10 protein-coding genes are annotated in these 10,440 nt (G+C 71.3%); 5 read left to right on the top strand and 5 right to left on the bottom strand.

Features of this window, described 5'->3' with window-relative positions; translation table 11 throughout:
- Position 1: 1 nt before the first annotated feature.
- The 3 genes from VA596_RS12370 to VA596_RS12380 all read right to left on the bottom strand — a co-directional run bounded on the left by VA596_RS12370 (position 2) and on the right by VA596_RS12380 (position 4,500).
- The gene (locus VA596_RS12370) at positions 2–1,981 is read right to left on the bottom strand and encodes an FAD/NAD(P)-binding protein (protein ID WP_323326379.1); all 1,980 of its coding nucleotides are present in this window, start codon (positions 1,979–1,981) and stop codon (positions 2–4) included.
- Positions 1,978–2,982, bottom strand: coding sequence for a TauD/TfdA family dioxygenase (locus tag VA596_RS12375; RefSeq protein ID WP_323326381.1), 1,005 nt, complete (start codon positions 2,980–2,982; stop codon positions 1,978–1,980). Before VA596_RS12375 ends, VA596_RS12370 begins: the two co-directional genes overlap by 4 nt.
- 240 nt (positions 2,983–3,222) lie before the next feature.
- Positions 3,223–4,500 carry an MFS transporter gene (locus VA596_RS12380; RefSeq protein WP_323326383.1) on the bottom strand — a complete coding sequence of 426 codons (1,278 nt, stop codon included), beginning with the start codon at positions 4,498–4,500 and terminating at the stop codon, positions 3,223–3,225.
- A 169-nt stretch (positions 4,501–4,669) separates the two neighbouring features.
- Here VA596_RS12380 and leuC point away from each other — a divergent pair, with 169 nt between their 5' ends.
- Genes leuC through VA596_RS12400 form a run of 4 tightly spaced genes read left to right on the top strand, consistent with a single transcriptional unit; the run spans position 4,670 to position 7,716 of the window.
- Positions 4,670–6,088, top strand: coding sequence for a 3-isopropylmalate dehydratase large subunit (gene leuC, locus VA596_RS12385; protein WP_410171877.1), 1,419 nt, complete (start codon positions 4,670–4,672; stop codon positions 6,086–6,088).
- A 29-nt stretch (positions 6,089–6,117) separates the two neighbouring features.
- A complete protein-coding gene (gene leuD, locus VA596_RS12390) occupies positions 6,118–6,744 on the top strand; it encodes a 3-isopropylmalate dehydratase small subunit (protein WP_323326387.1) in 627 nt (208 codons plus the stop codon).
- Positions 6,741–7,313: a cysteine hydrolase family protein gene (locus VA596_RS12395; protein WP_323326389.1), complete on the top strand. Its 573-nt coding sequence runs from the start codon at positions 6,741–6,743 to the stop codon at positions 7,311–7,313. Before leuD ends, VA596_RS12395 begins: the two co-directional genes overlap by 4 nt.
- Before the next feature lie 16 nt (positions 7,314–7,329).
- On the top strand, positions 7,330–7,716 hold the full coding sequence (locus tag VA596_RS12400; RefSeq protein ID WP_323326391.1) for a cupin domain-containing protein: 387 nt from the start codon (positions 7,330–7,332) through the stop codon (positions 7,714–7,716).
- Here VA596_RS12400 and VA596_RS12405 read toward each other — a convergent pair.
- A complete protein-coding gene (locus tag VA596_RS12405; protein ID WP_323326393.1) occupies positions 7,669–8,250 on the bottom strand; it encodes a CGNR zinc finger domain-containing protein in 582 nt (193 codons plus the stop codon). The genes VA596_RS12400 and VA596_RS12405 overlap by 48 nt on opposite strands.
- Before the next feature lie 96 nt (positions 8,251–8,346).
- On the opposite strand from VA596_RS12405, the gene gap reads away from it, so the two are divergent.
- The gene (gene gap, locus VA596_RS12410) at positions 8,347–9,351 is read left to right on the top strand and encodes a type I glyceraldehyde-3-phosphate dehydrogenase (RefSeq protein WP_323326395.1); all 1,005 of its coding nucleotides are present in this window, start codon (positions 8,347–8,349) and stop codon (positions 9,349–9,351) included.
- Between the two features lie 15 nt (positions 9,352–9,366).
- Here the strand turns inward: gap and VA596_RS12415 are convergent, their stop codons facing one another.
- Positions 9,367–10,005, bottom strand: coding sequence for a response regulator transcription factor (locus VA596_RS12415; protein ID WP_323326397.1), 639 nt, complete (start codon positions 10,003–10,005; stop codon positions 9,367–9,369).
- Positions 10,006–10,440: the final 435 nt, after the last annotated feature.

Genomic DNA, 10,440 nt, shown 5'->3' on the forward strand with positions numbered 1-10,440 from the left:
GTCACCAAGGTCTCCTTTGGGGCGAACCGGATCGCGCGGCCGCCGCCACGGGAACCGGCTTGCGGGCGGGAGCGAGAGCCGATGCGGCGATGGCGTCGGCGTCGTGGACGAAGTCGCTCCACTTGCCGGGCCGGCTGCTGCCCACCTGCATGAACCAGCGGGCGTGCTCGGTCGGGATGCCCAGCACGTACAGCCCGGTGTCGGGGCGGCCGTGCCGGCCTATCGGGTGGAACGGGCTGCCGGTGACGGCGACGCCCCCGGTGTCGTACTCCTCGCTCGCGGCGCGGTTGACGTAGCTGGTCCAGATGCCCCGGGCGTACAGCCCCCGCGCCAGGGGAGACGAGTCGTGCCGGACGTCCGGGGTCGGGATGCGGGCGTCGATCAGCACGTCGACGGCCGCCGCGGAGCCGGCCACGTGGGGCGAGGACAGCAGGAAACGCCCGGTGGCCTCGTCTGCGTCGAACCGGGTTTCGGGTCCGGCCAGCCGCAGCAACCCGGTGTCGAGCAGGGCCAGCAGCTGGTGCAGCCGTTCGGCGGGCGGGCCGGCGGCGAGGAAGCCGGCGCGCGGCACGTACCAGCCCAGGAAGTCGTCGCGCTGCGAACCCGGCCGCAGCCCGCCGAAGTCCACCAGCTTCCGGATCACCCAGCGGGTGTCGCGCATGACGTCCAACGCGGCGTTGAGCGGTGAATCGACGTTGCCCTGCGCCGCCCGGGCCAGCCCGGCGCGCACCTCGGCCGCCACCGCGGCGGTGAACGCGGCCGGATCGGCGAAGCTGCGCCCCTCGAACGGCCGGGCCAGTGCGTCGAGGTCGATCGGGTCCGGCAGCGGGCCGAACCGGGCCGCGACGGCACGCACGTCCGGCACCACCGGCTCGGGCCCGGCGAAGGCGACCCGGGCCACCTCGTCGGCGAAACCGGCGCGCACGTCCGGCCCGAAACGGCCGGCCAGCTCGGTGCCGCAGTGCACCAGGTCGATTTCGGCGAGCAGCCAGGGCAGCACGTCGGTGCGGAAGTCCAGCCGCCGCTGCCGGAGCCGCACGTGCTCGGGCCGGAAGAGCAGCGGGTTGTACGAGTACGTCGGCGGCTGCTGGTTGCGCCCGCGCGCGGGCAGGGGAGCGCCGCTGCGCGACCCGGCCACGATCACCGGCTCCCGGCCGCTGGGCCGGTACTCCAGGCGCCCTCCGGCCGTCTCGTGGAAGACGCCACCGCGGCCGATGGTGAACGCCGCGACCACGTCGTAGAAGGACAGGCCGAGGCCGAGCACGCCGACCGCGGTCCGCGGCGCGACGGCGTCCAGCCGCATTTCGGTCGCCGAGTCGGCCGCGATGTAGGACAGCCCGGGGGTGCGCGCCGCGAAGCCGGCGAGCTCACGGGCGCGGCCGGTCGGCTCGGGGGTGGAGTGGCCGGTGGTGAGCACCACCCGGTCGACCCGGACCGGCGCGTGGCCGGCGAACCGCAGCCGGTAGGAACCGTGCTCCGGGACCAGTTCGAGCACCCGGTCCCGGACCCGCCGCAGCGTCACCCCGTCCGGCAGCCCGGACTCGATCGCGTCGAGCACGAACCGCAGGTAGCGTCCGTAGAAGTAGCGCGGGGCGTAGCCGTCGGGGCCCGGGCACCCGGGTTCGGCGGACTCCCACCACTCCCAGAAGGACGGTCCGGCCCCGGCGCGGGCGGGGGCGTCGTCCGGCAGGCCGGAGAACGCGGAGATCTGCCCGAGCACGGTGTTCATCAGGAACCAGGCGGGCTGGTCACTGCGGTAGATGCGGCCGGCGCCGACCTCCACGGCGTCGATCGCCAGGATCTCCACCGGCCGCGTGACCGGTTCTTCGGCCAGCCGGGCGGCCAGCCGCTCCAGCACCATCATCCCGCGCGGGCCGGTGCCGACGACCGCGACACGGTAGGCCTTCCCCCTGGGGCTCGACGTCGAGCCCGCCTCCTCGAGATCCCGGGCATCGGCCCCCGGCCGGGCTTCCTCGTTCAATCGCCGACCCGGCCGGGGACGCCGTCCAGCCAGCGGTGGCCGTGGCGGTCGGCGGCGGCGGCGTCCCGGAAGGCGTAGGTCTTGAGCAGCCAGCGCGAACGGGACCGCTCGACGTCGATGACCTCGATCAGTTCCCGGTTGTGCAGCCCGTCCTGGTTCGCGAAGGTGAACAGGTCGCCTTCGAGGATGCGGTGCCGCTTGCGTTCGGCACGGGCCAGCGCGCTCTTGAGCGCCAGCAGCGCGTCCTTGGCCTCGGGCGGGGCGGTGCGGGCCACCGTGGTGTGCGAATCGAGGTAGCGAATGCTGTGGTCGTTCTCGAAAATGACGTGGGACGCCGATTCGGTCAACGTGTTGTTGTTGTCCCGGGAGACGACGTCGAACGGGGTGACGAAATGCGGCTCGCGCAGGGCCGCCGCTTCCTCGGCGGTGAGCCCGGCGAGCAGGGACCGCCCGTCGACGAAAGCGGTGTAGGTCATTTCCTCGGGCGGGCACCGCATGCCGAGCAGCGTGATGAAGTCGGCGCGCACCGGATGCGCGGTGCGGTCGTTGTGGAAGACGAGTTCGCCGTCGCTGTAACCGGTCTGCTTGCCGAAGTACTTGTCGATGGCGAAGACGTCGGTGAAGAAGTCGCCGTTGAACCGCGTGGCGTAGGCCAGCAGCGGGGTCTGCGTGAGCAGCGCGAACGCGGCGAGGAACGCCTCGCCGACGTGGGTCTTCTTGGCGGCGTACTTGTCGGCCTGCGGGTTGCTGTGCGACAGGTGGGGCAGGTCCTCGTCGATGGGGCAGTTGCGCAGGGCGTGGACGTCGGAGTACCCGCGTTCCCGCTCGCCGCGGATCTGCTCGGCGACCTTCACCAGTGCGGCGGGGAGGCCGGCCCGCACCAGGTCCGCGACCGCGGCGGCGAAGGTGAGGTATTCCGAGTACGGATCGACGGTGATGGTCCCCAGTGCGTCTCGGATATCGTCGCGTTCGGTATCGGAGAACGTGTGAGTCGGTTGCATAAGGGCGTGCCTTCCGCCTCTCGAGTGGCATGCAAAGGTACCGATCGATCGTCGCTTGTCCCGAGAGGCGGCGAAACGGCCAAGAGACGAGCGCCGTGCGCCTAAGGTGGAGTTCCGGCTACGCCTTTTCGCCGCGATTCCGCCGCGGTGGAGGAACGGGCGAAAACACCGACGGCGGGTGCCGGCAAGGGATTTCCCTTGCCGGCACCCGCCGTCCGTTTCGGCGAGAAGCCTTTCGTGCTAGGCGGAACCGCCGGCCTGGGCCGGGGTCCGGGCGGCCTTGAGCACGGCCGGTGCCAGCGGCACGGCCAATGCCGAAGCGACGCCGATCAGCAGCCACACCAGCATCCAGGAACCGGACCAGCCGAGCACCAGCGGAATCAGCAACGGGGTGATGAAGCCCATCGAGAACACCGTCGTGTTCTCGAGCCCCAGCGCCGTGCCGGCCTTGGCGTGCCCGGCCATCGACGCGATCTCGGTGTACGCGACGCCGTGCCAGGCGTTGGCGAAGATGCCGCCGATGGCGAGGACGGCGGCGACCAGCACCGTCGGGGCGTCGACGAGGACCGCCGCGAGCAGCAGCATCACCGCGGCCGCGCCGCCGAACTGCTTGATGACCCGGCGGCGGTTGCCCCGCTTGTCGGTGTACCGCCCGCTCAAGATGCGTGCCGCGCCGCCGCCGACCTGCACCACGATCAAGGTCAGCACGGTGGTCAGCACCCCCGCGCCCTTGGCGTCGTGCAGGAACACCGCGCTGAAGGTCAGGATGCCGAACTGCGGCATCGTGAGCAGGGCGCTGGCCAGGGCGAGCCGCCAGATGTCCCAGCGCGCCAACGGCGACCGCGCCGAGGCGATCTCCGCCGGTCCGCCCGCACTCGCGGTCTTCCCGGGTTCGTGCAACCAGATGAAAGTGGCCACGGCCGTGAGGAAGCAGAGCCCGGCGAGGATCAGGTAGACCACGCGGAAGCCGTAAGCGGCGGCCAGGCCGGGAAGCAGGGCGATGCCGATCGCGCCGCCCGCGGGCATGGCCGTCTGCCGGATGCTCATCGCCAGGCCGCGTTGCCCCTCCTGGAACCACGCCATCACCGCGCGCCCGGACGAGCCGTTGATGCTGCCGCCCAGCACGCCGACCAGGAACATCCCCGCCACCAGCAGCCAGGTGGGCGGCGTCGCGCCCGCGGAGGGCACCACGCCGATCGCCATCAGGGCGAGCACGGCCGCGGTGGAGAGCAGGCCGACCAGCAGCACCTTGCGCTCGCCGAAGCGATCCGTCCAGATGCCCCAGGCGATTTCGGAGACGGCGATGCCGAGGTAGATCGCCCCGATGACGAGGCCGAGGGTGGCGGTCGTCAGCAGGTAGTCGGCCCGCATCGACGTGCCGGTGACCGGCAGGCCGGAGATGGCCGCGGAGAAGCTGGCCTGCGCGGCGACGCCGATGCCCAGCACCGTCCATCGATGGTTGGGCCCGAACCGGCGCAGCTCGGCGCGCTCCTGCCCGGTGGTCGCACGAACAGACACCGGCTGCTCCCATCAGTAACTGGTCAGTATGGTTATCGCCAACCTAGCATCCGCCGACAAGCCGCTCAAGCGGTGCTCCACCAGGTGGAGCCGTGCGGTAACCGGTGGACGACCCCGCCTCCGCCCTTGGCCGTTGTGGGCGGGAGGGCGACCGGCCGAAGCTGGCGGCATGAGAGCGATGCCAGGACGAACCCTCGCGCGGAAGGTGTGGGACGAGCACGTCGTGCGCTCGGAAGCCGCCGTCGACGGGGGACAGCCGGACGACCTGCTCTACGTGGACCTGCACCTGCTGCACGAGGTCAACACGCAGTTCGCGTTCGACGACCTCCGCGCGGCCGGGCGCACGGTCCGCCGGCCGGAGCTCACCCTCGCCGTGGAGGACCACAACACCCCGACGCGGTCGCCCGCGGAAGCCGTCCACGGGCCGGCGGGCCGCCGCCAGCTCGAGCTCCTGCGCCGCAACTGCGCCGAGTTCGGCATCCCGCTGCGCCGCCTCGGCGGGGCCGACCAGGGCATCGTCCACGTCGTCGCCCCCGAGCAGGGCCTGGTCCGGCCCGGCATGGTCGTCGTGTGCTGCGACTCGCACACGACGACGCTCGGCGCGTTCGGCGCGCTGGCCTTCGGCATCGGCACCGCCCAGGTCGAGCACGTGCTCTCCACCCAGACGGTGCCCGCGCGGCGGCTGGCCGACATGGCCGTCACGGTGCAGGGCCTCCTGCCGGACGGCGTGGAGGCCAAGGACCTGGTCATGGCGCTGATCGCGCGCATCGGCACCGGCGGCGCGCAGGGCCACGTCGTGGAGTACCGCGGGGAAGCGGTGTCCGCGATGTCCATGGAGGCCCGGATGACCCTGTGCAACATGTCGGTGGAGGCCGGCTCGAAGGCGGGCCTGGTGGGCCCGGACGACACGACGGTGCGCTACCTCCGCGACCGGCCGGGGATGCCGGCCGACTTCGCCGCGGAAGCCGACCGCTGGCTGGCGTTCCGCACCGACGAGGACGCGGTCTTCGACGCCGAGGTCGTCATCGACGCGAGCCGCCTGACCCCGTTCGTCTCGTGGGGCACCAATCCCGGCCAGAGCCTGCCGCTGTCCGGGAGGGTCCCGGACCCCGGCGAGTTCGACGGGGAGGGGCAGCTGGCGGCCCGGCGGGCCCTGGACTACATGGGACTGCGGCCCGGGACGGCGTTGCGCGACATCGAGGTCGACTCCGTGTTCCTCGGCTCCTGCACCAACGGCCGGATCGAGGACCTCCGGACCGCGGCCGCCGTGCTCGCCGGCCGCAAGGTCGCCGACGGGGTGCACCTGATGGTCGTGCCCGGGTCGGCCCGGGTGCGCGAGCAGGCCGTCGAGGAGGGCCTGGACCGGGTCTTCGCCGAAGCGGGCGCCGACTTCCGGCCCCTGGCGGGCTGTTCGATGTGCTGCGGGCTCAACGACGACCGGCTGCGTCCCGGCCAGCGCGCGGCCTCCACGAGCAACCGCAACTTCGAAGGGCGCCAGGGCAAGGGCTCGCGCACGCACATCGTCTCGCCGTCGGTCGCCGCGGCCACCGCGGTCACCGGCCGGCTCACCGCACCGGCCGACCTGTAGGCCCGCCGGTACCAGCGATCAGGGGACACATGCACCGGTTCAGCCACCACACCGGCACCGTCATGCCGTTGCGCCGCAGCGACATCGACACCGACCAGATCTCTCCCGCCCGGTTCGTGCCCTACTACGCCAGGGGCGGGTACACCAACATCCTGTTCGCCGACTGGCGCGACGACCCCGCGTTCGTGCTCAACCAGCCCGAACACCAGGGCGCCACGATCCTGGTGGCGGGCACGAACTTCGGTACCGGGTCCTCCCGCGAGTCGGCGGTGTGGGCCCTCCAGTCGGCGGGGTTCCGGGTGGTGCTGGCCCCGCGCTTCGGCGACATCTTCCACGGCAACGCCCTCACCAGGGGCCTGCCGGCGGTCACCCTGCCCGCCGAGGAGATCGAGACGCTCTGGGACCTCGTCGACGCCGACCCCTGGCTGGAGGTCACCGTCGACCTGCACACCTGCCAGGTGCGCCATTCCGGGCGCACGCTGCCCTTCGCCATCGACCCGGCCGCCCGGGAGCGCCTGCTGCGCGGAGCCGACCTGGTCACCGAGACGCTCCGCCACGACCACCGCATCGCCCGCTTCGAGCGGGCCCGCCACCCCCGGCTGCCCCGCACCTTCGACGCCGGCCCGCACCCCGACCCCCTGGAGGTCGCCCCATGAAAGCGCTGCTGATGCTCGACCTCATCAACGAGATCACGCACCCGGACGGGCTGTACCCCGAGGTGTGCCTCGATCAGGTGCGCGAGCGCGGCGTCCTGGACAAGGCCGCGCAGGCGGTGGCCGCCGCGCGCCGGACCGGCGTCCTCGTGGTCCACGTCGTGGTGGGCTTCTCGCCCGGCTACGCCGACTGGCCCCGGTCCTCGACGCTGTTCACCGAAGTGCCCCGGCGTGGCGCGCTGGTGCTGGGCACGTGGGGCACCCGGCCGCACGACCTGGTCAAGCCCGCGCCGGAAGAGCCGGTCGTGGCCAAGGGCCGGGTCGATCCCTTCCTGGGCACGAACCTGGACCTGCTGCTGCGCGAACACCAGGTCGACACGGTGCTGCTGACGGGCGTCACCACCGACCTCGTCGTGCTCTCGACCGCACGCCAGGCCCACGACCTCGGCTACCGGGTGGAGGTTCTGGCCGACGCCACCGCGTCCGGCGACGCCTGGACCCACGAGGCCGCGATGCGCCTGATCGCCCGCACCGCCACCGTCACGACCGTCGACGAAGCCCTGTCCCGCTGACCACCAAGGAGAAACCGTGTCCGACATCCCGTTCAAGCTGTTCGCCGGAGTTCCCGGGACCTCGTTCGACGAGACCGAGCTGACCTTCGAGCCGGTCGTGCGCGACGGCCGCGTGGGCGCCGAGATGCACCGGCTCTACTCGACCGACGAGACCGGTCCCGACGGTCCCGCCGCGGCGATCATGCGTTACCTGCCGGGGGCGACCGCGCCGGCCCACGTGCACCCCGGCTACGAGCTCATCTTCGTGCTGAGCGGCGAGCTGGAGACCGACGACGGCGTCTACGGGCCCAACAGCCTGCTGGTCATGGGGCCGAACAGCGTCCACGCCCCGCGCAGCCCGCACGGCTGCGTCGGCCTAGTCGTCTGGGAGCAGCCCGTGCGTCCCGTCCAGGGCACCGACTGAGCGGTGGCGCTCGCGGAAGGACTGGGCCTTCGCCCGGTTGCCGCACGTGCGCATGTCGCACCAGCGGCGTGAGCGGCGCGCCGAGTGGTCGACGTAGAGCCGGGTGCACTCGGACTGGCCGCACTCCCGCATGTTCTCCCGGTCCGGCCCCGTCAGCAACTCGATGGTGGCGCGGGCGATGCTGGACAGCGAGGCGTCGATGTCGGCACTGCGCCTGGCGGCACCGTCGTCGCCCAGGCGCAGCCGCACCGGGGGCAGGGCCGCCGCGAGGTTGACCGTCCGGCGGTCCTGCGCCTCCCCGGGATCACCTTCGGTGCCGGCCTTGACCAGCCGGTAGATCGCCGCCCGGAGCTCGTGGGTGTTCGCCAGGTCCTCGTCCGTCACCGTCGGCGGGTCGTCGACCAGGGCCGCCTCCACGCACCACCGGGCCAGATCGCCGGGTTCGGGGAGCAGGTCGACCGGCTCGGTGCGCCACCGCCCGATCGTGCCGACGAAGTCGAGCGCGACGTGTCCACTGATGAACGAGAACTCCATAGCAGAGATTTAACCTCCTTGACAGGTTATCCACCCAACCCTAGGGTAACCTCAATATACAGTTACTAGGCGTGATCTGCGAGGGAGTTCGTGGCAATGACAGTGCGTGTCGGCATCAACGGGTTCGGCCGGATCGGTCGCGGGTTCCTCCGGGCGGTCCTGTCCCGCGAGGCCGGGATCGAAGTGGTGGCCGTCAACGACCTCACCGACGCCGCGACGCTCGCGCACCTGCTCCGCTACGACTCCGTGCTGGGCAAGCTGCCCCACGAGGTGACGGTGGACTCCGAGGCCATCGTGGTGGACGGGAACAAGATCGCCGTGCTGGCCGAGCGCGACCCCGCGAAGCTGCCGTGGGACGAGCTGTCCGTCGACCTGGTCATCGAGTCGACCGGGCGCTTCACGGACGCGAACCAGGCGCGCGCGCACGTGGAGGCGGGCGCCCGCAAGGTGATCATCTCCGCGCCCGCCAAGAACGAGGACCTGACGCTGGCCTACGGCGTGAACCACGAGGCGTACGAGCCGTCGGAGCACACCGTGGTGTCCAACGCCTCCTGCACCACGAACTGCCTGGCGCCGCTGGCGAAGGTGCTGCACGAGCTGGCCGGCGTCGAACACGGGCTCATGACCACGATCCACGCCTACACCCAGGACCAGAACCTGCAGGACGCCCCCCACAAGGACCTGCGGCGGGCGCGGGCGGCCGCGGTGAACCTGGTGCCGACCACGACCGGTGCGGCCAAGGCCATCGGCCTGGTCCTGCCGGAGCTGAGCGGGCGGCTCGACGGGTACTCGATGCGCGTTCCGGTGCCGGTGGGGTCCCTCACGGACCTGACCGTGCTGCTGGGGCGGGACACCACCGTCGAGGAGGTCAACGCGGCCTTCGCCGCCGCGGCGGCCGAGGGGCCCCTGGCCGGCGTCCTGGACTACACCGAGGACCCCCTGGTGTCGGCCGACATCGTCGGCAGCAAGGCTTCCTGCGTCTTCGACGCCGGCCTGACCAAGGTCGTCGGCGGCCGGACGGTCAAGGTCGCCGGCTGGTACGACAACGAAACGGGCTTCTGCAACCGGCTCGTGGACACCGCGCTGTTCATCGCGGGCTGACGGTCACCCCCGGCTTCAAAGATGGTTCGCGGCGCGGATCATGAGCACGGCCTCCACGCGGTTGCGTGCGCCGAGCTTGGTCAGTGAATGCGAGACGTGGCTCTTGACCGTTGCTCGTGAAATGTTCAGCACGGCGGAAACCTCCGCGGTGTTGTTGCCTTTCGCGAGCAGGGTCAGGACCTCGAGCTCGCGCTCCGTGAGGGTCTCGACGAGCCGTTGCGGCGGGAGCGCCGCGCCCGGCCGGGTGGTCGTCACGGCCCCGACCAGGCCCGGCGCTCTCAGCCGGTAGAAGTGGTCCAGTTCCGGGGACAGGATCAGGTGCCCCGTGCCGACGGCGACCGCCGCCGAGGTGACGGCGTCGATCTTGATGCTCTTCACCACGCACCCCCAGACGCCCGCCGCCAGTGCCGCGTCCACGAGCTCCTTGGTCCAGCCGGTTCCCACGAGCAGCACGCGCAGGCCGCGGTCCGCGCACACGCGCACGTGACCGAGCGCGGAATCGTCGAGCGTGGTGCAGAAGACGACCACGTCGACGTCGCCGGACGCGTGCTGCCAAATGGCCTCGGGATTCTCGCTCACCGTCACCAGCTCGGTGACGCCTTCCCAGTCGAGAGCCGACCCGAGAACGTGCCGGGAAATCGGATCGTGGTCCACGAGCGCGACTTTGACGACTGAGATGCGTCCGACTTCCCCGGGCAAACCTTCGGATGCAACAGACATTGTTACCCTCAGTCCACTTCTGCACGACGTGTGATATCAAGCCTGCGACAGGTCCTGGTTGAGGCATTCGGCGGCGCTCGTTGGCAAAAAGGGTAACCGGGCGCAACAATGGTTACCCAGGGTTCAAATGAGCGCCGGTATCCACCACAACCCGCGGGCGCACCGTGCCTCGTCGCACGGGTCGGCTCCACTGACGAACGCCAAGATCGTACCCATCTATCCAGTCGGACCGCCAGCGCCTGCACGTCCCAAATCGCGCGACCGCCACACAACAGCACATCGAAGTCAAACGAACCAAACATAGAGCACCAAAGGGCAGTCGAGGATGGTCGGCCGTTGACGTCCGGAGGATTGCGCGCTTATTGGAAC

This window comes from Amycolatopsis heterodermiae (genome assembly GCF_034929455.1).
Taxonomy (GTDB): domain Bacteria; phylum Actinomycetota; class Actinomycetes; order Mycobacteriales; family Pseudonocardiaceae; genus Amycolatopsis; species Amycolatopsis heterodermiae.

Coding starts and splice junctions, on each gene's coding strand:
- leuD (WP_323326387.1), top strand. CDS start 6,118: ATGCACCGGTTCAGCCACCACACCGGCACCGTCATGCCGTTGCGCCGC.
- leuC (WP_410171877.1), top strand. CDS start 4,670: ATGAGAGCGATGCCAGGACGAACCCTCGCGCGGAAGGTGTGGGACGAG.
- VA596_RS12395 (WP_323326389.1), top strand. CDS start 6,741: ATGAAAGCGCTGCTGATGCTCGACCTCATCAACGAGATCACGCACCCG.
- gap (WP_323326395.1), top strand. CDS start 8,347: ATGACAGTGCGTGTCGGCATCAACGGGTTCGGCCGGATCGGTCGCGGG.
- VA596_RS12375 (WP_323326381.1), bottom strand. CDS start 2,982: ATGCAACCGACTCACACGTTCTCCGATACCGAACGCGACGATATCCGA.
- VA596_RS12405 (WP_323326393.1), bottom strand. CDS start 8,250: ATGGAGTTCTCGTTCATCAGTGGACACGTCGCGCTCGACTTCGTCGGC.